This is a genomic window from Streptomyces lydicus (assembly GCF_004125265.1).
GTDB classification, from domain to species: domain Bacteria; phylum Actinomycetota; class Actinomycetes; order Streptomycetales; family Streptomycetaceae; genus Streptomyces; species Streptomyces lydicus_C.
The window spans coordinates 6,636,468-6,662,107 of record NZ_RDTE01000003.1 but is presented as its reverse complement, the minus strand read 5'-3'; the positions used below and the strand labels follow the sequence as shown (position 1 = coordinate 6,662,107).

The window sequence follows — 25,640 nt, the reverse complement described above, 5'->3', positions numbered from 1 at the left end:
TATGACCAAACCTGTGAAAGCCGTCACACCGCGTGAGGGCGTCTCGCCCGCCGCGCAGGACCCCGAATCGCTCGACGAGCTGCGCGGCGACTGCGCACGGATGGCGGACCGGTGGACGTCCGGGCGGCGATCCGCGCCCGCGCCGGGACGCGCCGCCGATCTGCACGGCGTCGAGGTCCCCTCCCGTTCGGCCGCGCTCGTGGACGGAATGTCCGAGTACGGCGACTGAAATGTCCCGGTACGGCGGCTGACCGGCCGCCCGAGCGGAACCGTATCCACCCCCGCTCCGTCCCATCGGCGTCACCTCACGGAGGATGGCACGTCAGATGTTCAGCGGAGCCGAAGGAGCGATGCGGTGAACACCGAGGACACCACCGACACCCCGAACCCCAAGGAGCGCAGGCGGCGCACCCCCATGGTGGTCGCCTCGATGGCCGCGGCGGTACTTCTCGCCGGGGGCGGCGCGGCGTACTGGGTCTCGTCCGCGACCGGCAACGAAGGCGCGGGTTCAGCGGCCAAGGGCGACCCGCCACCGCTGGCGCTCGACGGCTACACCGGCGGCGGCTCGATCGCGGCCGGCGAGCCCAACCCCCAGGGCGCGAAGTACCGGGCGGTGAAGCAGCTGCCCGGCGGTCCGGCGTCCGCGCCGGTGTACCGCCCCAAGGGCGAGATCAGCCGCGAGTCGGTGGAACGGCTGGCGAAGGCGCTGGACGTGTCCGGAAAGGTGCGCTCGGAGGGCACCTCCTGGAAGGTCGGCGGGCTGACACGCGACGCCCGCAGCCCCGTCCTGGAGGTGAAGAAGTCCGGCTCGGGCGCCTGGACGTACTCGCAGTACGGCACGCCGGGCGGCACGAACTGTGCCCTGCCCGCCTCCCCGAAGGGCGGCAAGGACCAGGCCGCCGGCGCGGCGCCGTCAGGCCGGCCCGGCTGTCCTTCGTACCGCGGCGGCGGGGACGTCACGACCGAGGACGACAGCAAGGGCGCGGTGTCGCCGGAGAAGGCCGAGAAGGCCGTGCGGCCGGTGCTGAAGGCGCTCGGCCAGGAGAATGCCCGGCTCGACGCGGGCGGGCTGTCCGGCGCGGTGCGGATCGTCAGCGCGAATCCGGTGCTCGGCGGGCTGCCGACGTACGGCTGGCAGAGCGACCTCCAGGTCGGCTCGGACGGCCAGGTGGTCGGCGGCAGCGGCCAGTTGGCGAACCCGGCCAAGGGCGCGGTCTATCCGGTGCTGAACGCCGACAAGACGCTGGACCGGCTGAACGAGGGCGAGGGCCGCACACCGGCCGGCTGCCCCTCGGCGCCCGGTGACAAGGGCGGCAAGGACGACAAGGGGGGCAAGGGCGGCGGGATAGCCCCGTGCGAGCCGGCGCCGACGAAGGCACAGCAGCCGTCGGACGTGACCGGCGCCGTCTTCGGCCTCTCGGTGCAGTACGTGGACGGCGGGCAGGCGCTGGTGCCGTCGTGGCTGTACAAGGTGCGCCAGCCGGGCAACGGCCCGGACGACACCTCGACGATCGCGCACCCGGCGGTGAACCCGAAGTACCTGGCCCACCGGGGCGGCGGCGGGTCGCCGAGCGCGACGAAGCCGTCCGGCAAGCCCGGGGCGATGGCCCTGGAGTCGTACGACGTGGGTGACGGCGGCAAGAAGCTGACGGTGCACTTCTGGGGCGGGGTGTGCAGTGTCTACTCGGTGAGCGCCGAGGAGTCCGGCAACACCGTGAAGACCAAGGTCACCGGCAAGGACAAGAAGCCGGGCCAGGTCTGCGTGAAGATCGCCAAGGAGTTCACCAAGACCGTGACGCTGCAGAAGCCGCTGGACGGCCGGAAGGTGGTCGATGTGTCGACCGGCGAGTCCGTGCCCAAGCGGTGAGTTTGCGCCCGGGCGGTGAGTCCGTGCCCGGGCGGTGAGCCGGACGCGGTGCGGGCGCCTCGGTGGCACCGGTCGGCGCGACCGGCAGCACGGAGGCGGGAAAACGAAAGGCGGCGCTCCCCCACTCGGGGGGGCGCCGCCTTTCGACGAGCTACTGCCGTGCTCCTCGGCTGAGGGTCCGTGCTCCGTCGCCGGAGCCCGTGGTCTTCAGCCGGAGCCCGCGCTCCTTAGCTGAAGGAGTCGCCGCAGGCGCAGGAGCCGGTGGCGTTCGGGTTGTCGATCGTGAAGCCCTGCTTCTCGATGGTGTCGACGAAGTCGATGGAGGCACCGCCCAGGTAGGGGGCGCTCATCCGGTCGGTGACGACCTTGACACCGTCGAAGTCCTTGACGACATCGCCGTCGAGCGAACGCTCGTCGAAGAAGAGCTGGTAGCGCAGACCGGAGCAGCCGCCGGGCTGAACGGCCACCCGCAGGGCGAGGTCGTCCCGGCCTTCCTGCTCCAGCAGGCTCTTGACCTTCGACGCGGCCGCGTCGGACAGGATGATGCCGTCGCTGACGGTGGTCTCGTCCTGAACGCTCATCTACATCTCTCCCGGGTTGTACGGACCGCTTGTCATCGGATGCAACCAGCTGCAACCGGCGACGTCCCGGATTAATTCCGGCTGGGCGCGAATTGCCGAGAAGCCGGTTTCCGGACACCGTCCGGGCGAGCCTCTCGCCTTGTTCTCTCCTCATGCTCGCACACCGGCCGCCGGGAACACGTGGCCGACCGCACACGGCGGACCGCCGGGGGCGAGGACGGGGCGAGGACGGGGTGAGGACGGGGGTGCTGATGCGTCACATCGACACAATGGCCATCGTCAAAGTGACGTGAAGCGGCTATGATAGATAGCGTCATATAGACGAAAAGGCTCCCGGTGGACACACCGGCTCCCACGGATGCGGCTGCGCCGCGCTCATCGAAGAAAAGAGAGGGTGCGTGTTGTGACCACCGCCCAGCCCCTGGACGTCCAGCCGACCCCGCTGGCCCTGCTCCTCCTCGGCCGTGAGGCCGACCCGAAGAGCGAGCGCGGTGTGGAGTGCCCCGGCGACCTGCCGGCCCCGTCGGACCCCGACCTCGTCGAGCGCGCCCGCGCTGCCAAGGCGAAGCTCGGGGACAAGGTCTTCGTCCTCGGGCACCACTACCAGCGCGACGAGGTCATCGAGTTCGCCGATGTGACCGGCGACTCCTTCAAGCTCGCGCGGGACGCCGCCGCCCGGCCGGACGCCGAGTACATCGTCTTCTGCGGTGTCCACTTCATGGCGGAGGCCGCGGACATCCTCACCGGCGACGACCAGCAGGTCATCCTCCCCGACCTCGCCGCCGGCTGCTCGATGGCCGATATGGCCACCGCCGAGCAGGTCGCCGAGTGCTGGGACGTGCTCACCGAGGCCGGCGTCGCCGAGCAGGTCGTCCCCGTCTCGTACATGAACTCCTCGGCCGACATCAAGGCCTTCACCGGCAAGCACGGTGGCACGATCTGTACGTCCTCCAACGCCAAGCGGGCGCTGGACTGGGCCTTCGAGCAGGGCGAGAAGGTGCTGTTCCTGCCCGACCAGCACCTGGGCCGCAACACCGCCGTCCGCGACATGGGCCTGTCCCTGGACGACTGTGTGGTCTACAACCCGCACAAGCCGAACGGCGGCCTGACCACCGAGGAGCTGCGGGCCGCGAAGATGATCCTGTGGCGCGGCCACTGCTCGGTGCACGGCCGCTTCTCGCTGGAGTCGGTCAACGACGTGCGCGCCCGCATCCCGGGCGTCAACGTCCTCGTCCACCCCGAGTGCAAGCACGAGGTCGTGGCGGCGGCGGACTACGTCGGCTCGACGGAGTACATCATCAAGGCGCTGGAGGCCGCCCCGCGCGGCTCGAAGTGGGCCATCGGCACCGAGCTCAACCTGGTCCGCCGGCTGGCCAACCGCTTCGCCGCGGAGGACAAGGAGATCGTCTTCCTCGACAAGACGGTCTGCTTCTGCTCGACGATGAACCGCATCGACCTCCCGCACCTGGTGTGGGCCCTGGAGTCGCTGGCCGCCGGGAAGGTCGTCAACCGGATCCAGGTCGACGCCGAGACGGAGAGCTTCGCGAAGCTGGCTCTCGAGCGGATGCTGGCGTTGCCGTAGCCCACGTTTTCGGCTTTCCCGCCGTGGTTGTTGCTCGCCGTTTTTCGCCCGCTGCGCGGTGCGCCCGGCGTGGCGCCTGCGGCGGGCCAGGTCCGCTGCGCGGGGCGGTGCGCTGCGCTTTGCCGCGGCCCGTTTTTGGCTTTCCCACCGTGGCGCCTGGCGGCGGGCGGGGTCCGCTGCGCGGGGCTGTGGGTGCGGTGACGGGCCTCCGGGGCAGGGGTGTGGGACTGCTTCGCTTTACGTCCCACACCCCTGCCCCTCCGGCCCGTCCCCTCCCGTGGGTGGGGATGTGTTTCCGTGGGTGGGGGCGGGCCGTCTGCCCTACCTGCTTGGCGGTTATTCGAGGGTCCAGCGGACCTTGTCGCCACTCTTGATCGCGGTGTGGCAGGGGCCCTTCTTGATCTTTTCCTCGTTCACGTACGCGTTCCACTTCTTCTTGCCCTCGGCGACGTCGCCGTGGATCTCGGTGACGACGAAATCCTGGGCTTTGGTGTCCCAGCGCGCCTTTACGCCGCCGAGGCCGTACTGCTCGTCGGCGTCGACCAGGGCCGTGAGGGGCGTGGGCGAGAGGCCGTCGGCGGCGCAGTAGAAACCGCCGAAGAGGGTGCGCGGTCCTGTGAAGACGAGTCCCACGCTGGCGGTGTAGGGGCCGCCGGTGACGCCGACGCGGACCCGGACGTCTCCCGGGGAAGCGAGGGCGGGCGGCGGCACCGCGAGAGCCAGGGCGAGGCCCAGCCCGAGCGCGATGACGGGGGTGGCCCTGCGGGCCAGCGCGGACGGCACGGTTGCTCACCTTTCGTCGGTCCAGCTCCACCCGCCACAAAACCACCGGCCTGCGCGAGCGGCGAGAGGTGCGCGGCCGAATGTGTGCGCCCACCTGCGTGTGCCGCCAATTGCGTGTGCCGCCCGGGCCGCAGACGGATCGTCACGGACTCCTTCTCCGCTCTACAGATAGATCTGCTGACGGCAGGCCCGGCAGCAGGTCCGGCCCTCGCACAGTCTGGTCTCCCCGTGGTCGCACGGCTCCGGCAGGCGGTCGCCCCGGCTGACGGCGATCCGTAATACGTCCCGCAGCGCCTGGTGGAGTACGGCGGACGTCGGGCACAGCTCCCGGGAGTCGGTGCCCCGTACGGCGGGCAGGGGCCCGGTCTCGTCCAGCAGGGCCTCGGCGGCTTCGATCAGCTCGTCCTCGGCCTGGTCGGCCAGCAGGGAAAGGGGGCTGTCGGGGTTGTCCGTGCTCAGGTAGCACGGGGCACCGTCCGGCCTGGTCCACGGCAGCAGCCGCGGAGGCGAACACCGTGACGGCGAACGCTCGTACATATGACTCGCTTCCTTCGAATCGACCCTTCTCACTACCGTGTGTATCGCCATCGCCACCCTGTGGGACATGGCCTCAACGCAGGTGTCTCGTCCGCCTGTTGAGCTGGGACGACCGAGAGCTGACGGATATGAAGTTCACCTCGAAGGAACTGACCCCGTACCTGTCCGCACGCCACTTCTTCGGCGCCGAACAGCGCCGCCACCGCGAGCGCGCGAAGCTGTCGCTGGTGCAGCTGGCGAACATCGTCAACTTCGGCAAGAGCACACTGGCGCGCGTCGAGGCGGCGGAGCTGATGCCACCCCCGGAACTACCCGCCGCACTCGACGCGGCCTTCGGCACGGAGGAGCACTTCCACGGCCTGTACCAACTGGCGAAGAGGGAGGCGCATCCGGATCAGTACCGGCGCTATATGGACTTCGAGGCGCAGGCCGTGGTCATTGAGCAGTACGGCGGGCAGGTGGTACCCGGGCTGCTCCAGACCAGGGCGTACGCCCACACCTTTCTGAGCCGTCAAGAGAGTCTGTCGGCGGAGCAGGTCGAACAACGGGTCAATGCCCGAATGTCACGGCAGGAGCGACAGCGCTCGGACGCACCGCCCTTCCGCTGGGCCATCATCGACGAGGCCCTGCTCTACCGGGAGCTGGACAGCGAAACAGCGATGTACGAGCAGTTGGCCTCGCTGCTGGAACAGGTGGATACGCCGCACTGCAAGATCCAGGTGGTGCCGTTCCGCCAGGGACTTCATGCGCTGATGGGTGGCGCGCTGACCCTGCTGACACTGGCCAACGGGTCAACAATGGCCTACGAAGAGGGCATTGAAGCCGGTCACCTGTACGAGGACCCGGATATGGTGAGCAAACGGCGGCGGCAGTACGAGGTACTGCGCGCGAACGCCCTCTCTCTCGCAGAGTCGGCGGATCTGATCCGAAAGGCAATGGAGGACCACAGGCCATGCGACACGCCCCGGTTGACCTGAGCACCGCCCACTGGCACAAGAGCAGCTACAGCAACTCCAATGGTGGCGAATGCGTCGAGGTCGCCGCGGACTTCCCCGGCCTCGTCCCCGTCCGCGACAGCAAGAACCCGCACGGCCCGGCCCTCGTCATCCCGGCCACTGCCTGGACCAGCTTCGTGAACTCCCTCAAGGACCAGGGCTAGGCGCACCGCTCGGTCCGTCCCGGCACACCACCGGGACGGACCGCGGTACGGCAACGCGGACACCCCTCGTGGAATCAGCAATTGCGATTCAGGACGCAAGGAGGACCACACGCCATGCGACACATCCCAGCACTGAGCGCAGTCCACTGGCGCAAGAGCAGCCACAGCAACCCCAACGGCGGGAGCTGCGTCGAGATCGCCGACGACTTCCCGGGCCTCGTCCCCGTCCGCGATAGCAAGAACCCCCACGGACCCGCGCTCCTCATCCCGGCGGCGGCTTGGACGGCGTTCGTCGCCTCCCTCAAGCACCGGAGCTAGAGGCGCAGTTCGGCCCGTCCCGGTACGCCAGCGGGACGGGCCGGGCCGTCAGAGGGACACGGTCTGGCCATCGGGAGTGACCGTGATGCGGTAGCGGTCGCGGGGCGGGCTGCCCTGGGAGCGCCAGGCGCGGTAGGCGGACTCGACCTCGTCCCACAGGCGGCGTGGGCCGTGTTGTTCGATGTCGTGGATCGCGCGGCCGGGGACGTATTCGGCGGTGGCCCATGAGGTGCGGGCGTCGTCGAAGAGCCAGTAGGTGGCCTCGTCGCTGCCGTCGTCGGCGTGGCACAGCAGGGGCCAGGCGTCGCGTACCCGGAGGCCGACGGCGAAGCGGGCGTGCGGGTCGTCCTCCAGCGCCCGGGGGTCGAGTGTGGTCGTGGAGTGGTCGCCCTCCTCGCCGTGGTACCAGTCCCTGATGCGGCCGTAGGAGCGGCGCTGCTGGCGGGCCCACATGAAGGCGGGGCGGCCGGAGAAGCCGCCGGTGGCCCGGCCGTCGCGGACCGTCAGGGTGGCGAACGAATAGGAGTGGAACGAGGAGCCCCACGGGGTGAGGATCGTGCCGCCCGGTACGGTCTGCTCCACCCAGGCGTAGGGGATGTCGCGGACCGTGCAGGTCGCGATGATCCGGTCGAAGGGGGCCCGCGCGGGGACGCCCGCCAGGCCGTCGCCGCACTCCGTGTGGGGGTGCAGGCCCGCCCGGGTGAGGTTGTCCCGGGCGATGTCGTGCAGGTCCTTGTCGGTCTCGATCGTGGTCGTACGGTCCCCGCCGAGCCGGTGGGCGAGCCAGGCGGCGTGGTAGCCGGTGCCGGTGCCGACCTCCAGTACCGTGTCGCCGTCCCGGACGACCGCGGCCATCGCCAGCATGAGCGAGGGCATGGACGTCGAGCAGGTGGGGAAGGTCACCTCGCCCGCCGTGCGCCGGCCGTCGTTGTGCTGGGTGATGAGGGGCAGGTCGGCGTAGACCATCCGGCGCCACTCCGCCTCGTCCGCGGAGCGGGAAACCGTACGGTCGGCCACCTCGAAGGTGTCCGGGACGAAGTGCGCGCGGTCGACGGCGGCGACCGTCGGGGCCCATTCGGGGGCCAGCTCGCCCTTGTTGTGCAGGATTTCCACCAGCCGGCTCGGTGAGGACATGGCGCTGCCCCTACTTCTTCTTCGGCGGGTCGGTCACCGGCTTGGTCCACCGGCCGTCGGATTCCTTCGGGCTCTGCTGCTTGTCGCCCTCCGCGCCGCCCTTGCCGTCCCCGTGCTTGCCCATCGTGCTCCCCCTTCGTCGGTGCGGGGCCGTTGCGGACCCCGGGACGGGGATGCCCAGCACGATGCCCCCGCAAGCACCGGCTTGCGGGGGCATCGTTTCTTCACCGGGCTCCGCCGGTCAGGCCGTCGTCAGACGCTCGCCGGCTCCGGTGTGCGGTCGGTCTCCTCGGGCTGCGGGCCGTCCTTGGCGGACCGCTTCGCGGCCCTCTTCTCCGCCCGGCGCTCCTTGCGGAGCTCGATCATCGCGTAGAGCGTCGGGACGAGGAGGAGGGTGAGCAGGGTGGAGGTGATCAGTCCGCCGATCACGACCACGGCGAGCGGCTGGGAGATGAAGCCGCCGTCACCGGTGATGGACAGAGCCATCGGCAGCAGCGCCATGATCGTGGCCAGGGCGGTCATGAGGATCGGACGGAGACGGTGGCGGCCGCCCTCGATGACCGCTTCGACGACGCCGTAGCCCTGCGACCGGTACTGGTTGATCAGGTCGATCAGCACGATGGCGTTGGTGACCACGATGCCGATCAGCATCAGCATGCCGATCATCGCCGGGACGCCCAGCGGGGTGCCGGTGGCGACCAGCAGGCCGATCGCGCCGGTCGCCGCGAAGGGGATCGAGACGAGGAGGATCATCGGCTGGATCATCGAGCGGAAGGTGGCCACCAGGAGCATGAAGACGATGGCGATGGCCGCCAGCATCGCCAGGCCGAGCGAGGAGAACGCGTCGGACTGGTCCTGGGAGACGCCGCCGATCGTCGCGGTGGCGCCGTCCGGCAGCTTCAGCGCGTCGATCTTCTGCTGGAGCTGGGCGCTGACCGCGCCGGTGTTGTCGCCGGTCGGCTTGGCGGTGACGGTCGCCGAGCGGGCGCCGTCGATCCGGGTCATCTGGACCGGGCCGGGGACGGTCCGCACGGTGGCGAGGCTGCTGAGCTTCGCCGGGCCGGACGGGGTCGGGAGGGTCAGGTTCTTCAGCCCGTCCTCGGTGGTGGCCGGGTGCGCCGACTTGATCACGATGTCGCGCTCGGTGTCGTCCAGGACGGCCTTGCCGCTGGTGGTGCCGCGGACCGCCTGGGTCACCGCCGCGCCGAGCGAGGCCTGGTCGTAACCGGCCGCGGCCGCCTTGGCGTCGGGCTTCACGGAGATCCGGGGGACGCTCTGGGAGAGGTCGCTCTGGACGTCGGTGACGTGGTCGAGGCCGGCGACGGTCTTGCGGACCTGCTCGCTGGCCTTCTTCAGGACCTCGGCGTCACCGGACTTGACGACCACGCTCAGGTCCTGGCTGCCGAAGCCGCCGCCGGTGGCGAAGCTGGTGTCGCCGATGGACTTGCCGAGCTTGCCGAGGTCGGCACGGAGCGCCTCGGTGACCTTGTCGGAGTCCGCGGAGTCCTTCAGCTTGAGCTGGTAGGAGGCCTGATTGGCACCGGTGCCCCCGCCGAAGGCCGCCATGAAGCCGGAGGAGCCGACGGTGACCTGGTAATCGGCGATGTCGTCGTTGGCCGCGAGCACCTTCTCGACCCGCTTGGCCTGCTTGTCGGCCGCGCCCAGGCTGGTGCCGGGCGGGAGCTCCTGCTTGAGGGTGAGGGTGTCCTGGGCGCCCTGGTCGAGGAAGTTGGTCTTGAGCAGCGGGCCCATGGCGAAGGTGCCGAGGAGGACCGCCACGGCGATGACCAGGCTGGTGAGCCGGCGGCGGGTGGCGAACCGCAGGACCGGGACGTAGAAGCGCTGGAGGGGGCTCTTGGCCTCCTTCTCCTCGGCCGCCCGGCGCAGGTCGTCCACCGTGCTGCCCTCGGGGATCTTCGGGGCCCGCAGGAACCAGTAGGACAGCACCGGGACGACGGTCAGGGAGACGATCAGGGAGGAGAGCAGGGCGACGGTCACGGTCACCGAGAAGGAGCCGAACAGGGCGCCGACCATGCCGCCGACCACACCGATCGGGAGGAAGACCGCGACCGTGGTGAGGGTGGAGGAGGTGACCGCTCCGGAGACCTCCTTGACGGCGCTCAGGATGGCCTCGCGGCGCTCCTCGCCGTAGCCCAGGTGCCGCTTGATGTTCTCCAGGACGACGATGGAGTCGTCGACGACGCGGCCGATCGCGATGGTCAGCGCGCCGAGGGTGAGCATGTTGAGGGAGAGGTCACCGGTCCACAGCACGATCAGGGTGATGACGACCGAGAGCGGGATGGAGACCGCGGTCACCAGCGTGGAGCGCAGGCTGAGCAGGAAGACCAGGATGACGATGACCGCCATGGCGAGGCCGAGCAGGCCCTCGGTGGTCAGCGAGTCGATCGACTTGGAGACCTGCGGGCCCTGGTCGGAGGCGACCGTGACATGGGTGCCCTTGCCCAGGTCCTGACGGATCGTGGAGAGCTTGCCCTTGACGGCGTCGGAGATGGCGACCGCGCTGCCGTCCTTGTCCATCGTCACGTTCACGGCGAGGCTGGGCTTGCCGTCGGTGCGGGTCAGGGACGTCGGAGTGGCCTGCTCCTCCTTGACGGTGGCGACATCGCCGAGGCGGACCGCGCCGCCCGGACGCCCGCCCGCGGACGGACCGCTGCCGGCGGAGGGAGCACCGCCGCCCGAGGAGGCACCAGCGCCGGCGGACGCACCGCCGCCCGCCGACGGGGCGAACCTGAGGTCCTTGATCTGCGCGACCGAGGTGAAGCCGGCGCCGACCTGGACGGTCTTGCTCCTGCCGTCCTCGGAGAACGATCCCGCGGGCACCGACGTCCCGCCGTTCTGCAGCGCCTGGCCCAGCGACTGGGCGCTCAGCCCTGCGGCGGCGAGCTTCTTGTCGTCGGGGGTGACCGCGACGATCCGGTCCTGGACGCCGTCCACGCGGACCTGGCTGACGCCGTCGATGTTCTTCAGGTCCGGCACCACGCTGCGGTTGAGCTGGTCGGCCAGCGTCTGCTGGTCCTTGGAGCCGGAGGAGACGGCCAGGACCACGGTGGGGATGTCGTCGGTCGAGCCGGACACCACCTGCGGGTCGACGTCGTCGGGCAGCTTGGCGCGGGCGCGGTTCACGGCCTGCTGGACATCGGCGACCAGGCGCTTGGAGTCATTGCCGTAGTCGAACTGCGCCATGATGACGCCCGAGCCCTCGCTCGACGTCGAGGTGACGGACTTGATGCCGTCGACCGCCTGGACACCGTCCTCCAGCGGCTCGATCACCTGCTTCTCGATGACCTCGGGGGAGGCGCCCTGGTAGGGGGCCATCACGGACACCATCGGGAGTTCGATGGACGGCAGGAGCTGCTGCTTGAGCTGCGGGATCGCGATGGCGCCGAAGGCGATCGCCACGATCGACATCAGCGCTATCAGGCCCCGTTGTACGAGGCTGAGTCGGGACAGCCAGGACATGGGTGGGGTCTCTCTTCTGTTCTGAAACGGTCGGCGGGGCCTTTCCCGGGCCCACCTACACCTTCCGCCATGCCCTGGCCGGTTTTCCTCGCTCGCAGGTCGGTATTCGGCCGGTGCCCGTACCGCGTTGGGAGTACGGGCCGCTCCACCTTCACTGCACCCCTGGGCGTACGGGCCTCACTGCACCCGTGGGCGTACGAGTCCCGATTCGTAGGCGATGACCACCAGCTGGGCGCGGTCGCGGGCGCCGAGTTTGGCCATCGCGCGGTTCACATGCGTCTTGACCGTGAGCGGGCTGACCGCCAGCTGCTCGGCGATCTCGTCGTTGGACAGCCCGCCGGCCACCAGGGTCAGCACCTCTCGCTCCCGGCCGGTCAGCGTCGCCAGCCGCTCGGTGCCCGGGCCGCCGGGCCCGCCGTCCCCCGTACTGCCGCCCTGCGCGAGGAACTTGGCGATCAGGCCCTTGGTCGCGACGGGCGACAGCAGCGCCTCGCCGGCCGCGGCGATCCGGATCGCGCCCAGCATCTCGTCCGGCTCGGCGCCCTTGCCCAGGAAGCCGCTGGCACCGGCCCGCAGCGACTGCACCACATAGTCGTCGACCTCGAAGGTCGTCAGGATGACCACCCGGACGCCGGTGAGCTCCGGGTCCTCGCTGATCATGCGGGTGGCCGCCAGGCCGTCCACCCCGGGCATCCGGATGTCCATCAGGACGACGTCGGGGCGCTTCGCCCGGGTCAGCTCGTACGCCTGGGCGCCGTCGGAGGCCTCCGCCACCACCTCCATGTCCGGCTCGGAGTCGACCAGCACCCGGAAGGCGCTGCGCAGCAGCGTCTGGTCGTCGGCGAGCAGCACCTTGATCGTCATGTGGACTCCCCCGTACGGACGGTGTGCAGCGGAAGGGTGACCCGCACCTGGAAGCCGCCGGCCGCGCGCGGGCCGGTCACGACCGTGCCGCGCAGCGCGAAGACCCGCTCGCGCATCCCGATCAGGCCGTGGCCGCCGCCGCTGTCCTCCGGTTCGCCGGGCCCGCCCGGCTCCACGGGCGGCCGGTCGCCGCCCTTCTGCCGCGGGATGCCGGCCCGGCCCGCGCCGTCGTCCAGGACGGTCACGGCCAGCGCGGTCTCGGAGTGCAGGATCCGCACCGTGGCGCGGGCCCCCTCGCCGGCGTGCTTGTGGACGTTGGTGAGCGCTTCCTGGACCACACGGTAGGCGGTGAGGTCGACGGAGGCGGGCAGCGCGCGGGGCTCGTGCGGTATCTCCAGATCGACGGGGATCCCGGCGCGGACGAAACCATCGACGAGCTGGTCGAGGACGCCGAGGCCGGGTGCGGGCTCGGTCGGCGCCTTGGGGTCGTCGGACTGCCGCAACAGGCCGACCGTGGCACGGAGTTCCTCCAGCGCCGAGCGGGACGCGTCGCGGACGTGCGCCAGCGCCTCTTTGGCCTGGTCGGGACGGTTGTCCATGACATGCGAGGCGACGCCGGCCTGGACGTTGACCAGCGCGATGTGGTGGGCGACGACATCGTGCAGCTCACGGGCGATGCGCAGGCGCTCCTCGGCGACCCGGCGGCGGGCCTCCTCCTCGCGGGTGCGCTCCGCGCGTTCGGCGCGCTCACGGATGGCGTCGACGAAGGCCCGGCGGCTGCGGACCGCGTCGCCGGCCGCCGCGGCCATGCCGGTCCAGGCGAAGATCGCGATGTTCTCCTGCGCGTACCAGGGGCGGGGGCCGTAGAGCATCGCGGCGGCGGTCAGGACGACCACGGTCAGCGCGCCGATCCGCCAGGTGGTGGGGCGGTCGGTGCGCGAGGCCAGGCTGTAGAGGGCGATCACCGCGGCGGCGGCCACGGGGGCGCGCGGGTCGCTGGAGCGGGCGAGCAGTTCGACGATGGTGCAGACGCCGGTGACGGCCAGGACCGTACGGGGCAGCCGGCGGCGCAGGACCAGGGCGGCGCAGGCCAGCGCGGCGAAGCCCACGGTCGTGGCGGAGAGGTGGTGAGCGCCCAGCCGCGGGCCGTGCGGGCCGTGCGGGTCGGCCACCGCGCCGCACAGCACGCACACGAAGACCGCCACCGCCAGGACGGTGTCGAAGGCGAGCGGATGGGCCCGCTGCCACGGGAAGCGGCCGGTGCGGGGCGTGTCCGGGCGGGGGTCGAGGTGGCTCACAAGAGCAAACGGTAGCGCCCCGGTCCGTCGGGGGACCGGGGCGCCGTGCGCTGGAGTGGAGTGACCGGACCGGGCCCGGACCAGGCAGGGCCGGGGCCGGACCGGGGTTCAGCCCGGGATGAGGCCGTCGTCGCTGAGCATGTCCCTGACCTCTTCGAGAGAGGCGTCGGCGGACGGCAGGATGAGTTCGGACGGTTCGAGGGCATCGTCGGGAAGCGGTGTACCGAGCCGGCGGACCGCGTCCAGCAGGGCATCGAGAGTGCGCTGGAAACCTGCTTCGTCGTTGCTCTCCATCTCGGCCAGCAGCTCATCGTCCAGTCGGTTGAGCTCGGTGAAGTGGGCATCGTCCAGCTTCACCTGGCCCTCCCCCATGATCCGTACGATCACGACGGTCTCCCTTGGTCCGGTCCGACGATCTCCGGCGAGGCTATCCGCCGCCGGCCGTCACTGCTTGTCGAAACGCGGCCGGTCCTGCTGCGGGGCGGACTGTGCCCCGCCGTTCTGACCGCCCTCGATGGCCTGCTGGCCGGACGAACCTCCCGCGAGCTCGGCCTTCATCCGCTGCAGCTCCAGTTCGACGTCGCTGCCGCCGGAGAGCCGGTCCAGCTCGGCGGTGATGTCGTCCTTGGCCATACCGGTCGGGTCGTCCAGCGCGCCGGAGGCCATCAGCTCGTCCAGGGCACCGGCCCTGGCCTGCAGCTGTGCGGTCTTGTCCTCCGCACGCTGGATGGCCATGCCGACGTCGCCCATCTCCTCGGAGATGCCGGAGAAGGCCTCGCCGATCCGGGTCTGGGCCTGGGCGGCCGTGTAGGTGGCCTTGATCGTCTCCTTCTTCGTACGGAAGGCGTCGACCTTGGCCTGCAGCCGCTGCGCCGCGAGCGTGAGCTTTTCCTCCTCACCCTGCAGCGTCTGGTGCTGCGTCTCCAGGTCGGTGACCTGCTGCTGCAGCGCGCTGCGCCGGCTCAGCGCCTCGCGGGCCAGGTCCTCGCGGCCGAGCGCCAGCGCCTTGCGGCCCTGGTCCTCCAGCTTGGCGGACTGGCCCTGCAGCTGGTTGAGCTGCAGCTCCAGGCGCTTGCGGGAGGTCGCCACGTCGGCGACGCCGCGGCGCACCTTCTGCAGCAGCTCCAGCTGCTTCTGGTACGAGTAGTCGAGGGTTTCGCGCGGGTCTTCGGCCCGGTCCAGGGCCTTGTTGGCCTTCGCGCGGAAGATCATCCCCATCCGCTTCATGACACCATCGCTCATGGGCCTCGCGCGCCCCCTTCTGACCGAGTCACCTCGGGCTTAGGCTCCAGCACATCTACAGACCCCACAGTACGGGCCCTGGTTCCATTACCGCACTGTTCGGACCCGGATGCGCTCCTCCTCCAGGACGATCGGCGCGCGTTCTTCTCCCGCGCAAGGAGTAGGGAGAGTCCGGACAATCGGCACGATGTCCGCTCTGTCCCGGTAGGGCAGGGGTTCCGGCCTGCTCAGAAGCCGGTTTCCGCGAGCGCCGTTGCCGGATCGTGCCCGTCGGACCGTGGCTCCCCCGCGGCGAGCACGTACTCTTGGGTGTTGTGTTCCGAAGCCGTTCGAAGGATGAGCAGGCCGCGACCGCCAAGGTGACCGCGGACCAGCCCCAGCAGCCCCGCGATCCGCAGGCCCCCAAGGGCCGCCCTACGCCCAAACGCAGCGATGCCCAGTCGCAGCGCCGCTCCCGTGCGCATACGCCCACGAACCGCAAGGACGCGGCGAAGGCCCAGCGTGAGGCCCGCCGGGTCGACATGGCCCGCCAGCGCGAGGCGATGGCCAGCGGCGACGAGCGGTATCTGCCGGTGCGCGACAAGGGTCCCGTGCGCCGCTTCGCGCGTGACTACGTCGACTCCCGCTGGTGCGTCGCCGAGTTCTTCCTGCCGATGGCCGTGGTGATCCTGGTGCTCACCATGATCCGGGTGCCGTCGGTCCAGAGCATCGCGCTGCTGCTGTGGTTCGTGATCATCGTGCTGATGGTGCTCGACTCGGTCCTGATCTGGTTCCGTCTGGGCAAGCGGCTGCAGGAGCGCTTCCCGAACGACAACCTCAAGGGCGTGAAGGCGTACGCGGTGATGCGGACGCTGCAGATGCGGCGGCTGCGGTTGCCGAAGCCGCAGGTGAAGCGGGGACAGCGGCCGTAGCCGCGATTCTCTTCGACGTGTGGCCGGGCCCGTTCGGGCCCGGCCACACGTCGTTCGGTGCCCCGTCGCGTCGTCGGGGCTCAGTCCTCCGCGGCCGCGTGCAGGCTCATCGGGCCCGCGTAGATCTCGGTGCCGTCCTCGAAGAGCCTGACCTGGTCGACGCCGCCTTCGAGGAGGGCCTTCCACTCCTCGCCGATCCAGGACTCCGCGTCGCCCTGGGTGGTGAACTCCTCCGGTTGCACGGCCGGCGCCGTCTCCGAACCGTCGGCCTTCTCGAACCGCCACGTCCACGCCATGTGCGCCTCCTGGATCCCACCGAGTACGAATCTGTGCCACCGCGGGCGCGTCCTGACGCACCCCCGGTGCCGTGCTTCCGTGCTGATCGGCAGCCTAACGGCCGTGTCGAGTCCGCCCCCGCCGCGCCCGCCCGCCGTGGACACGGGAAACTCGGCGGTGTGGATGTGACTCTCCTTGGCACCGGGGCCCCGCAGGGGCTGCCGCGCCCCGGCTGCCCGTGTGCCGCCTGTGCGAACGCCGTCGGCGACGAGGCGCGGGCGGCGACCGCGCTGCTCGTCGACGGCGCGCTGATGATCGACCTCACGCCGGGCCCGGCCTTCGCGGCCGCCCGTGCCGGGCAGTCCCTGGCGGGCGTACGGCAGGTGCTGCTCTCCCATCCGCACGACGGCCCGGCGCTGGAGGTGCCCGCCGGGCTGCCGCAGCCGGGCCGGGTCGCGGACGGGCGGGAGCTGGCGCTGCTCGACGGGCACCGGGTGCGCGCCGTCGCGGTGGACATCCCCGGCACCGGCTATGAGATCTCCGGCGCGGACGGCGAGCGGCTGTTGTATCTGCCGCCGGGCGCGGCGCCGGCCGGACTGGGCAACGGGAACGGCCGGGCGGCGGGCGGCGGTGAGGCGGGCCCCGGCGGCACCGGCCCCTACGACCTGGTGCTGCTCGACGTGGTGAAGCGGCCCGATGCGCTGGCCAGGCTGCGGGCGAGCGGCGCGGTCGACGCGGCGACGGACGTGGTCGCGGTGCACCTCGACCACGGTGTGCCGCCGGGGCCCGAACTGCACCGCAGGCTGGCGGCGGTGGGGGCCCGCGCGGTGGCGGACGGCAGCACGCTGGTGGTCGGCGAGTTTCACGCGGTGCCGGATCTGCCGCGGCGGACCCTGGTGCTGGGCGGGGCGCGCAGCGGCAAGTCGGTGGAGGCGGAGCGGCGGCTCGCGGCCTTCCCCGACGTGGTGTACGTGGCCACCGGGGGGACCCGGGACGGCGACCAGGACTGGGCACAGCGGGTCTCGCTGCACCGCGAGCGGCGCCCCGGCAGCTGGCGCACCGTCGAGACCTGCGATCTGCTGCCGCTGCTGGGGGCCGGGCCGGACCCGGATGCCGTCGGGGCGGGAGCGGAGGCCAGGGGGTTGGGCCGGGAAGATGCCGGGCCGGACACGGAAGCCGGCGGGCCCGGTGCGGGCCCCGGCCCCGGTACCGGCCGCCCGGCCGGGACCTCGCCGCTGCTGATCGACTGTCTGGCGCTGTGGCTGACGCATGTCATGGACGACGTCGGGGCGTGGGACGACGCGACCTGGGAGGCCGGCGGCCGGGAGGCGCTGCGGAAGCGGACCGATGCGCTGGTGGCGGCGCTGCGCGAGACGCGCAGGCCGGTGGTGGCGGTGAGCAACGAGGTCGGGTCCGGGGTCGTCCCGGCGACGTCGGCGGGCCGCCGGTTCCGTGACGAACTGGGGCGGCTGAACGCCGCGTTCGCCGCGGAGTGCGAGCAGGTGCTGCTGGTCGTCGCGGGGCAGGCGCTTGCGCTGCGTGGATGACACGGGCCCGGCACGGCCCGTGTCCGCTTGCCCGGGGGCGCGGCGGCGGGTGCTCTTGACCCGTGACCGAATCCGAGCGGACCGAATCCGAAGCGCCGGCCGGGTGGGCCGCGGGGGCCGTCCGGGAGCCCCGGGGGCGCGGGCGGCTGTTCGACGCGGCCGTGCGCGCCTATCTGGAGCGGCATCCGGAGGCGACGGTGGTCGCGCTCGGCGAGGGGCTGGGCACCGGTTTCTGGCGGCTGGACAACGGGCGGCTGACCTGGCTGACGGTGGCGCCCCCGAAGACCGCGGCGGCCCGCCGGATGCTGCTCCCGGACGGCGCCCGGCGGCGGACCGTGGCCCGCGCGGTGACCGATCACGCCTGGCTGGACGCGGTGCCGGAGCCGTGGCGCGGGGTCGTCGTCACGGCTCCCGGGGTGCTGATGCGGCTGCCGCCGCCCGCGGTGCGCGCGCTGCTGGCGGCGTGTGCGGAGCGGTTTCCCGGCGGGGTGCTGCTCTTTGACGCGCTGCCAGGGCGGGCGACCGCGCTGGCGATGCGGACCGCCGCGGCCGGCGGCCGGCGGACCGCCCCGTGCTGGGGGCTGGACCGTGCCCAGCTGCCGCGGGTGGCCTGCCTGCACCCGGGCATCGTCGCGGTGCGCGAAATCGGCCCGGAGCCGGCCGTACCGGGCGGCGCGGCGGCGGGCGGCCTGTGGTCCCGGCTGGTGTGGCGCGGGCGGCGCGTCCCGGTGCTGCGCGAGTGGGCACCGCTGGTGTGCGAGGTCCGGTTCGCCGCGGCCGGTTCCCCTCGGGCCGTTCCCCCCGGTGCGCTTCGTCAGCGGTGAGTTGACGGTAATCTGCGCCCAATGAGCGCCTTGAACCTCGACGACTTCGCCCACCTGATCGAGCGCCCCGACGGCGGTGCACGCCGTGATGCCGAGGAGCGGCGGGCCCGGCTGGCCGTGCCGCCGGGTGCGCTCGGCCGCCTGGACGAGCTGGGCGAGTGGCTGGCCGCCGCGCAGCAGCAGGTGCCGGTGCGGCCCGTCGAGCGGCCGCGGGTGCTGCTGTTCGCGGGCGATCACGGGGTGGCCGAGCTGGGCGTGTCGGCCCGGCCGGCCGGCGGCACCAGGGATCTCGTACGGGCCGTGCTGGACGGGTCGAGCCCGGCCGCGGTGCTGGCCCGGGGCGCCGGGGCGCAGCTGCGGGTGGTGGATCTGGCGGTGGACTGCGACCCGCAGGAGCTGCCCGAGGACGTCACCCGGCACCGGGTGCGGCGCGGTTCGGGGCGGATCGACATCGAGGACGCGCTGACGGCCGGGGAGGCCGAGGCGGCGTTCCGGGCCGGGATGGCCGTCGCGGACGAGGAGGCGGACGCGGGCACCGATCTGGTGGTGCTGGGCGATCTGAGCGTCGGCGGGACGACCGCGGCGAGCACACTGATCGCCGCGCTGTGCGGCACGGACGCCTCGGTGGTCACCGGGCGGGGCGGCTCCCCCATCGACGATCTGGCCTGGATGCGCAAGTGCGCGGCGATCCGCGACGCGCTGCGGCGGGCCCGTCCGGTGCTCGGCGACCAGCTGGAGCTGCTGGCCACGGTCGGCGGCGCGGATCTGACCGCGATGACCGGCTTCCTGCTGCAGAGCGCGGTGCGCCGGACTCCGGTGATCCTGGACGGGGTGGTCTCGGCGGCCTGTGCGCTGGTGGCGCAGCGGGTGGCGTTCCGGGCGCCGGACTGGTGGCTGGCCGGGCAGGCGAGCGGGGAGCCGGCCCAGGCGAAGGCGCTGGACCGGATCGCGCTCAACCCTCTGCTCGACCACGGCGTCACTGCTGGAGAGGGGACCGGGGCGCTGCTGGCCCTGCCATTGGTACGGGCGGCGGCGGCCCTGGCGGCAGAGCTGCCCGTACGCGACTGACCCGGCGCCGGCCCACCCCGGCCGGCCGCCGCAGGAAGCGAGCGGACGAGCGCCCGGCCCGGGCGCTCACCACGTGATGCCCGTACCGGACCACCGGCGGCTCCCCATAAGATCGCGCTTTACACGTTTTATGGGAGACATCGCTTGAGTCCGGACGAAGACCGCCCTCGCGGCACGTGGTCACAGCGTGGTGCCGCATTCGGCATCTGGTATCTGCGCACGGTCACCTTCATCAATCTGCTGAGCGCGGTATGGGTGTCGTTCGGCAATGACATCCGCCGGCACAACATCGCGGAATTCTTTACTCCGTATCTGCTGACGGCGGGGTTCGCCTCCGGTGCCTTCTCGCTCTTCTTGTCGGTGACCCTGCGGCGGGGCAAGCGGGCGGCCTGGATTTTGAATCTGGTGCTGTCCGGACTTCTGGCGCTGCTCTTCGGATACGGGATGGTCGCGGCCCCGGAGTTCCGCGGGCATGCGCAGAACTGGGTGTCCCTGGGAGTGACCGTGCTGTTCGCCGCGGCGCTGGTGGTGGGGCGCCGCGAGTTCTCCGCCAAAGGCGACCGCGCGAACCCGAAACTGGCGGCGACGGTCGCGGCCGGCGGTCTGCTGATCGCCTCGCTGCTGGCCGCACTGCTGGTGACCGTCACCAACGCCGCGGGGGACGGCGCCTCGACGTTCGTGCAGCGCTGGCGCTACGGCCTGATGCGGCTGGTGTCGCTGGCCGCCGACGACCGCGCCTTCCCGGAGATCGCCACCCCGAACTGGGTCAACGTCACGATCAATGTGCTCAGCACGCTGCTGCTGGTCGCGGTCCTGTGGGCGGCGTTCCGGTCCGTCCGCAGCACCGAGGCGATCGGCGCGGACGACGAGGAGCGGCTGCGCGCGCTGCTGGCGCGGCACGGCGACCGTGACTCGCTGGGCTACTTCGCGCTGCGCCGCGACAAGAGCGTGCTGTTCTCCCCCAGCGGCAAGGCGGCGGTCACCTACCGCGTGGTGGGCGGGGTGTCGCTGGCCTCCGGCGATCCGCTGGGGGATCCCGAGGCCTGGCCGGGGGCGATCGAGGTGTGGCTGGCCGAGGCGCGGGAGCACGGCTGGGCGCCCGCGGTGATGGGCGCGAGCGAGGAGGGCGGCACGATCTACGCCCGGCACGGTCTGGACGCGCTGGAGCTGGGCGACGAAGCGATCGTGGACACCGCGGAGTTCACCCTCGGCGGCCGCGCGATGCGGACCGTACGGCAGGCCTACCACCGCGTCGAGCGGGCCGGCTACACCGTCCGTATCCGGCGTCACGAGGACATCCCGGCAGCGGAGATGGCCGAGCTGCTGCGGCTGGCCGACGACTGGCGCGACGGGGAGACCGAGCGCGGTTTCTCGATGGCGCTGGGCCGGCTCGGCGACCCGGGCGACGGGCGCTGTGTGATGCTCGAATGCCGCGACGGCGGCGCGGGGGAGGAAGCGGGCGAGCTGCGGGCGCTGCTCAGCTTTGTGCCCTGGGGCGAAAAAGGCCTTTCGCTGGATCTGATGCGGCGGGACCGGAACTCCGAGAACGGTCTGATGGAGTTCATGGTGCTGGAGTTGATCCAGCGGGCGAAAGAGGTGGAGGTCACCCAACTCTCGCTGAACTTCGCGATGTTCCGTTCCGTCTTCGAACGTGGATCGCGACTCGGCGCGGGCCCGGTGCTGCGCCTGTGGCGCTCGCTGCTCAGCTTCTTCTCCCGGTGGTGGCAGATCGAATCGCTCTATCGCGCCAATGCGAAATACCGGCCGATCTGGGAGCCGCGGTACATGCTCTTCGAAAAGAGCACCGATCTGCTGCGGATCGGAATCGCCGCCGGCCGCGCGGAAGGCTTTCTGGAAGCACCCGGCCTGCCCAAGTGGCTGAACCGCACGCACCTGGAACACGCGCGATGAGCGCGGCCGGTGCGGGGCCGCAGGAAGGGCCGGTGCCGGGGCGGCGGCAGGGGCCGGTGCCCGGGCGGCGGGACGGCCCCGCTCCGGGGCGGCGGGAGCTGTCCGCCCCGGTCCGCGCCGCGCTGCGCGAGTGGGGCCCGCTCCTGCGGACGGTACGGTCCTCGCTGGTCACGGCGAAGCTGCGGGCCATTCCGCTGACGCTCACCGCGGTGTGCCTGACCCTGGTCCTCCACTTCGTGCAGAACCAGGCCTGGGGCTATCAGGCGGTCCAGAACACCGGCTCCGTACAGGCCTGGGAGCACCTGTGGCTGGCGTTGCTGCGCACCCCCCTGTCGCTGTTCGTCCCGGCACTGGACCTTCCGGTGTGGGGGGCGCTGGTGCAGATCCTGGTGGTCTTCGGGATCGCGGAGATCTGTGTGGGCCGGCGGCAGACCCTGCTGATCGCCTATGTCGCCACGCTCGCCGGGACGATGTACGCGCGGATCGGCATCTGGATCGGCCCGGTGAGCCCGCTCGGGCTGCCCGACTCGGACAAGTACGTCGTCGACACCGGGCCGTCGGCGGCCGTGGTGGGGCTGGCGGTGTTCGTGTGCTGGCGCTACCGCGCGTGGTTCACCTGTGCCGCGGTCGCCGTGGCGATGGTCGTCGAGGTGGTGTCCATCAAGAACAACCTGGCGGGCAAGGAGCATGTCGCGGCGGTGCTGGCGGTGCTCGTAGTGTGCGCGCTGTGGGAGCTGGGGCGGCTGCGCGCGCCGGTGGACGTACCGCGGGTCAGCGGCTGGGAGCACCCCCGATGATGTGCTCGACCTTGCGGCGCAGGGCCGACCAGCGGCGGTCGTGACGGTAGGCGCGGACCCGGGCACGGGCCCGCGCCTTCGGGCGGCGGCGGTAGAAGCGCCTGGCCCAGGGCGAGTTGGGGCGGGCCAGCCGGATCGCGCCGAAGAGCGCGACGAACGGCACGAAGACCCCGATGACCGCGATCCGGCCCTTGCCCTTGGTGAGCGCGACGAGCGCGAAGAGGAAGTTGACGGCCACGGTCCGCACGACCGTGAAGCGGTCGGTGCTCTCCGCCGGGCCGATCTCGTTGACGCCGAACGGCAGGAAGCCGGCGAGGATCAGGGCCACCAGGGCGACGGTGAGGATGACGATCTCGACGCTCTTGGTCCCCTCCTCACTCCAGTACACGTCGTCGAGATGGAGGATCAGCGCGAACTCGTCGAGGACGAGGCCCACGCCGATACCGAAGAGCACCGCGGCGACCCCGGAGCGGAAGCCGCGCCGGCCGCCCGCGAGGGCGATGAACCCGCCGAGGACCATAAGGATCACGCCGGGCACCACGTGATGGACGTGCACACCGCCGGGGGTGAGGTTGCGGAACGGCCCCTTCCCCGCGCGGATGAGCCGGGTGACGACCCGGGTCACGAGGAAGGTCAGCACGAAGGAGGCGAGGGCGAGCAGCAGCGGCAGCTTCCCCGGCTCGACGATATTGCGGTACCACCAGTGGCCCATCCCACACGCTCCCCATTTGTCGGGTAGGGACACTTCACCACCCTGCGGCCCGGTTTGACGGGTGACGGTCCGGACCGGCGGCCGAACGCGGCGGGCGCCCGGATAGCCTGCCGCGGTGACCGACACCCCCGCTCCCCCGGCCCCCCTCGACGCCCTGCGCTTCGCCTTCGGCACGCTGACCGTGCTGCCGGTACGCGTCACCCGCTGGGACCGGGAGGCGGCACGCGGCGGCATGCTCTGCGCGCCACTGGCCGGACTGGTGGCCGGGCTGTGCGCGGCCGCGCTCGGCGCGGCGCTGCTGCTGCTCGGCGGCGGTCCGCTGCTCGCCGCGGTCGCCACCACCGTGGTGCCCGCCGTGCTCACCCGCGGGCTGCACCTGGACGGACTCGCCGACACCGCCGACGGGCTGGGCAGCGGCAAACCCGCCGACGAGGCACTGCACATCATGAAGCAGTCCGATATCGGCCCGTTCGGGGTCATCACGCTGCTGTTCGCCCTGCTGTCCCAGGTGGCCTCGCTGGACGCGCTGTACGCGGACGGCTGGGCACCCGGCGCCGTCGCGGCAGTCGTCGGTGGGGTCACCGCACGCTGTGCGCTGACCCTCGCCTCCCGTACGGGGGTGCCGGCCGCCCGTCCGGAAGGGCTCGGCGCGGCGGTCGCGGGCACCGTCCCGGTGCGGGCGGCGCTGCTGTGCACGGGGGCGGTGGTGGCCGGATGCGCGGCGGCCGGCGCCGCGTTCGGTGCGTACGGCGCCCTGCACTCCGGGCTCGCGGCGCTGCTCGGCCTCGGGCTGGGCGAGTTGCTGCTGCGGCACTGCCGGCGGCGGCTGGGCGGGGTGACCGGCGATGTGTTCGGGGCGCTCGCGGAGAGCGCGGGGCTCACGGCAGTGGTGGCGCTGGCTCTCGGGTAGCGCGCGGCCCCCGCCAGGGAGCGCCTCCCGATTCCCCCGACTCCGCGACAAACAAGGGCAGTTCACCCCGCATACCGGCAACTCCCCCGGCCCCGTTATGTGCCGGTGTGGTATTGGACGGGCCTTGTGGCGCCGCCGAGCGTAGGCTCGGCCGCAGCAGCGCGCTGCGCGCAGACGGATTCCCCGGACGGAACAGGACCTTCATCACCGTGACTGCACTGACCCTCAGTACTTCTTCCGCCGCAACGGTGCGCGCGGATGCCGTCGTCGTCGGCGTGGCCAAGGGCGCCAAGGGCGTCGTTGTCGCCCCCGGCGCCGAGGCCGTGGACAAGGCCTTCGGCGGCAAGCTCGCCGCTGTGCTGGAGACCCTCGGCGCAAGTGGTGCCGAGGGCGAGGTGACCAAGCTGCCCGCCGCCGACGGTCTCAAGGCCCCGGTCGTGCTGGCGGCCGGCCTCGGCGAGGCGCCGGGCAAGGACGAGGCCTACGACACCGAGGCACTGCGGCGCGCCGCGGGCAGCGCCGCCCGCGCCCTGACCGGCACCAAGAAGGCCGCCTTCGCGCTGCCGGTCGAGGACGCCGAGGCGGCCGCCGCGGTGAGCGAGGGCGCGCTGCTCGGCGCGTACTCCTTCACCGCCTACCGCAGCAACGGCAACGGCGCCAAGGGCGGCAAGAAGAACGACGCCAAGTCGGCGCCGCTCGCGGAGGTCGCGCTCCTGGGCGGCAAGCCGCGTGACAAGGAGTTCAAGGCCGCCGCCGAGCGCGCCCAGGCGCTGACCGCGGAGATCAACCGCGCCCGCGACCTGATCAACATGCCCCCCAACGCCCTCGACCCGAAGACCTTCGCGGCCGAGGCGCAGGCCGCGGCCAAGGAGTTCGGCCTCAAGGTCGAGGTACTGGACGAGAAGGCGCTCAAGAAGGGCGGCTACGGCGGCCTGATGGGCGTCGGCCAGGGCGCGGAGACCCCGCCGCGGCTGGTGCGGATCGCGTACACCCACCCCAAGGCGGACAAGACCCTGGCCCTGGTCGGCAAGGGCATCACCTACGACTCGGGCGGCATCTCGCTCAAGCCGGCCGGCCACAACGAGACCATGAAGTGCGACATGAGCGGTGCGGCCGCCGTGTTCGCCGCGGTCGTGGCCGCCGCCCGCCTCGGCCTGCAGGTGAACGTCACCGGCTGGCTGGCGCTCGCCGAGAACATGCCGTCCGGCTCCGCCACCCGTCCCGGTGACGTGCTGACCATGTACAGCGGCAAGACCGTCGAGGTGCTGAACACCGACGCCGAGGGCCGTCTGGTGCTGGCCGACGCGCTGACCCGCGCCTCGGAGGAGACCCCGGACGCGATCGTGGACGTCGCCACCCTGACCGGCGCGATGGTGCTGGCGCTCGGCAACCGCACCTTCGGGATCATGGCCAACGACGACGCGTTCCGCACCTCGATCCACGAGATCGCGGAGGAGGTCGGCGAGCAGTCCTGGCCCATGCCGATGCCGTCCGAGCTGCGCAAGGGCATGGACTCCCCGGTTGCCGACATCGCCAACATGGGTGAGCGGATGGGCGGCGGCCTGGTCGCCGGGCTCTTCCTGAAGGAGTTCATCGGCGAGGGCATCACCTGGGCCCACCTGGACATCGCGGGCCCGGCGTTCCACGAAGGCGCGCCGTGGGGCTACACCCCCAAGGGCGGCACGGGATCCGCGGTGCGCACCCTGGTGCGGCTGGCGGAGCGCACCGCCGCGGGCGACCTGGGCTGACGGCCGGCCGGGGAGCTTCCTCCCTGTTGTCCGTCATTTCCGTACGGCCCCGGGCATAGTGCCCGGGGCCGTAGGCGCGTCCGCGTCCCGT

At 71.8% G+C, this 25,640-nt stretch carries 25 protein-coding genes; 14 read left to right on the top strand and 11 right to left on the bottom strand.

What is annotated here, in order from left to right; translation table 11 throughout:
- The first annotated feature begins 1 nt into the window (after position 1).
- Both D9V36_RS31855 and D9V36_RS31850 read left to right on the top strand, forming a co-directional pair.
- The gene (locus tag D9V36_RS31855; protein WP_129296809.1) at positions 2-229 is read left to right on the top strand and encodes a hypothetical protein; all 228 of its coding nucleotides are present in this window, start codon (positions 2-4) and stop codon (positions 227-229) included.
- Positions 230-355: 126 nt separating this feature from the next.
- Positions 356-1,867, top strand: coding sequence for a hypothetical protein (locus D9V36_RS31850; protein WP_129296808.1), 1,512 nt, complete (start codon positions 356-358; stop codon positions 1,865-1,867).
- Between the two features lie 227 nt (positions 1,868-2,094).
- Here D9V36_RS31850 and erpA read toward each other — a convergent pair whose 3' ends face one another.
- Entirely contained in the window at positions 2,095-2,448 is a 354-nt protein-coding gene (gene erpA / locus D9V36_RS31845) for an iron-sulfur cluster insertion protein ErpA (protein WP_006606077.1), read from the bottom strand.
- 394 nt (positions 2,449-2,842) lie between these two features.
- Between erpA and nadA the strand changes: the two genes are divergently transcribed.
- On the top strand, positions 2,843-4,030 hold the full coding sequence (gene nadA / locus D9V36_RS31840; RefSeq protein ID WP_129296807.1) for a quinolinate synthase NadA: 1,188 nt from the start codon (positions 2,843-2,845) through the stop codon (positions 4,028-4,030).
- 336 nt (positions 4,031-4,366) lie between these two features.
- Here nadA and D9V36_RS31835 read toward each other — a convergent pair whose 3' ends face one another.
- Positions 4,367-4,813, bottom strand: coding sequence for a DUF4430 domain-containing protein (locus D9V36_RS31835; RefSeq protein ID WP_129296806.1), 447 nt, complete (start codon positions 4,811-4,813; stop codon positions 4,367-4,369).
- A gap of 162 nt (positions 4,814-4,975) precedes the next feature.
- Entirely contained in the window at positions 4,976-5,350 is a 375-nt protein-coding gene (locus D9V36_RS31830) for a hypothetical protein (RefSeq protein WP_206739756.1), read from the bottom strand.
- A gap of 128 nt (positions 5,351-5,478) precedes the next feature.
- On the opposite strand from D9V36_RS31830, the gene D9V36_RS31825 reads away from it, so the two are divergent.
- From D9V36_RS31825 to D9V36_RS31815, 3 genes are all read left to right on the top strand, one after another.
- Positions 5,479-6,327, top strand: coding sequence for a helix-turn-helix domain-containing protein (locus D9V36_RS31825; RefSeq protein WP_129298819.1), 849 nt, complete (start codon positions 5,479-5,481; stop codon positions 6,325-6,327).
- Positions 6,303-6,509, top strand: coding sequence for a DUF397 domain-containing protein (locus D9V36_RS31820; RefSeq protein WP_129296805.1), 207 nt, complete (start codon positions 6,303-6,305; stop codon positions 6,507-6,509). Before D9V36_RS31825 ends, D9V36_RS31820 begins: the two co-directional genes overlap by 25 nt.
- 114 nt (positions 6,510-6,623) lie before the next feature.
- Positions 6,624-6,827, top strand: coding sequence for a DUF397 domain-containing protein (locus D9V36_RS31815; RefSeq protein ID WP_129296804.1), 204 nt, complete (start codon positions 6,624-6,626; stop codon positions 6,825-6,827).
- Between the two features lie 48 nt (positions 6,828-6,875).
- Here D9V36_RS31815 and D9V36_RS31810 read toward each other — a convergent pair whose 3' ends face one another.
- The 6 genes from D9V36_RS31810 to D9V36_RS31785 all read right to left on the bottom strand — a co-directional run bounded on the left by D9V36_RS31810 (position 6,876) and on the right by D9V36_RS31785 (position 14,845).
- Positions 6,876-7,961, bottom strand: a complete 1,086-nt coding sequence (locus D9V36_RS31810) for a methyltransferase domain-containing protein (protein ID WP_129296803.1) — start codon at positions 7,959-7,961, stop codon at positions 6,876-6,878.
- Between the two features lie 252 nt (positions 7,962-8,213).
- Complete coding sequence (locus D9V36_RS31805; protein WP_129296802.1) at positions 8,214-11,441, bottom strand: efflux RND transporter permease subunit; 3,228 nt, start codon at positions 11,439-11,441, stop codon at positions 8,214-8,216.
- A gap of 177 nt (positions 11,442-11,618) precedes the next feature.
- Entirely contained in the window at positions 11,619-12,305 is a 687-nt protein-coding gene (locus tag D9V36_RS31800; protein ID WP_129296801.1) for a response regulator, read from the bottom strand.
- Positions 12,302-13,603, bottom strand: a complete 1,302-nt coding sequence (locus D9V36_RS31795; protein ID WP_129296800.1) for a sensor histidine kinase — start codon at positions 13,601-13,603, stop codon at positions 12,302-12,304. Before D9V36_RS31795 ends, D9V36_RS31800 begins: the two co-directional genes overlap by 4 nt.
- 108 nt (positions 13,604-13,711) lie before the next feature.
- A complete protein-coding gene (gene pspAA, locus D9V36_RS31790; RefSeq protein WP_088797311.1) occupies positions 13,712-13,990 on the bottom strand; it encodes a PspA-associated protein PspAA in 279 nt (92 codons plus the stop codon).
- A 57-nt stretch (positions 13,991-14,047) separates the two neighbouring features.
- Positions 14,048-14,845 carry a PspA/IM30 family protein gene (locus D9V36_RS31785; RefSeq protein WP_129296799.1) on the bottom strand — a complete coding sequence of 266 codons (798 nt, stop codon included), beginning with the start codon at positions 14,843-14,845 and terminating at the stop codon, positions 14,048-14,050.
- 314 nt (positions 14,846-15,159) lie between these two features.
- Between D9V36_RS31785 and D9V36_RS31780 the strand changes: the two genes are divergently transcribed.
- Positions 15,160-15,756, top strand: coding sequence for a DUF3043 domain-containing protein (locus D9V36_RS31780; RefSeq protein ID WP_129296798.1), 597 nt, complete (start codon positions 15,160-15,162; stop codon positions 15,754-15,756).
- Between the two features lie 80 nt (positions 15,757-15,836).
- On the opposite strand, the gene D9V36_RS31775 is transcribed toward D9V36_RS31780, so the two are convergent.
- Positions 15,837-16,052, bottom strand: a complete 216-nt coding sequence (locus D9V36_RS31775; protein WP_129296797.1) for a hypothetical protein — start codon at positions 16,050-16,052, stop codon at positions 15,837-15,839.
- Positions 16,053-16,211: 159 nt separating this feature from the next.
- Between D9V36_RS31775 and D9V36_RS31770 the strand changes: the two genes are divergently transcribed.
- From D9V36_RS31770 to D9V36_RS41530, 5 genes are all read left to right on the top strand, one after another.
- Positions 16,212-17,579, top strand: coding sequence for a bifunctional adenosylcobinamide kinase/adenosylcobinamide-phosphate guanylyltransferase (locus D9V36_RS31770; protein ID WP_129296796.1), 1,368 nt, complete (start codon positions 16,212-16,214; stop codon positions 17,577-17,579).
- 62 nt (positions 17,580-17,641) lie between these two features.
- On the top strand, positions 17,642-18,403 hold the full coding sequence (locus D9V36_RS31765) for a class I SAM-dependent methyltransferase (RefSeq protein ID WP_129296795.1): 762 nt from the start codon (positions 17,642-17,644) through the stop codon (positions 18,401-18,403).
- Positions 18,404-18,424: 21 nt separating this feature from the next.
- Positions 18,425-19,471, top strand: a complete 1,047-nt coding sequence (gene cobT, locus D9V36_RS31760) for a nicotinate-nucleotide--dimethylbenzimidazole phosphoribosyltransferase (protein WP_129296794.1) — start codon at positions 18,425-18,427, stop codon at positions 19,469-19,471.
- Positions 19,472-19,615: 144 nt separating this feature from the next.
- Entirely contained in the window at positions 19,616-21,382 is a 1,767-nt protein-coding gene (locus tag D9V36_RS31755; RefSeq protein ID WP_129296793.1) for a phosphatidylglycerol lysyltransferase domain-containing protein, read from the top strand.
- Positions 21,379-22,179: a hypothetical protein gene (locus D9V36_RS41530; protein WP_241721127.1), complete on the top strand. Its 801-nt coding sequence runs from the start codon at positions 21,379-21,381 to the stop codon at positions 22,177-22,179. Before D9V36_RS31755 ends, D9V36_RS41530 begins: the two co-directional genes overlap by 4 nt.
- Here D9V36_RS41530 and D9V36_RS31745 read toward each other — a convergent pair.
- On the bottom strand, positions 22,154-22,891 hold the full coding sequence (locus D9V36_RS31745; protein ID WP_129296792.1) for a hypothetical protein: 738 nt from the start codon (positions 22,889-22,891) through the stop codon (positions 22,154-22,156). The genes D9V36_RS41530 and D9V36_RS31745 overlap by 26 nt on opposite strands.
- Positions 22,892-23,006: 115 nt before the next feature.
- Here D9V36_RS31745 and D9V36_RS31740 point away from each other — a divergent pair, with 115 nt between their 5' ends.
- Both D9V36_RS31740 and D9V36_RS31735 read left to right on the top strand, forming a co-directional pair.
- Positions 23,007-23,801 (top strand): adenosylcobinamide-GDP ribazoletransferase, encoded by a 795-nt coding sequence (locus tag D9V36_RS31740; protein WP_129296791.1) that lies wholly within the window; start codon positions 23,007-23,009, stop codon positions 23,799-23,801.
- Between the two features lie 209 nt (positions 23,802-24,010).
- The gene (locus D9V36_RS31735) at positions 24,011-25,549 is read left to right on the top strand and encodes a leucyl aminopeptidase (protein WP_129296790.1); all 1,539 of its coding nucleotides are present in this window, start codon (positions 24,011-24,013) and stop codon (positions 25,547-25,549) included.
- Positions 25,550-25,640: the final 91 nt, after the last annotated feature.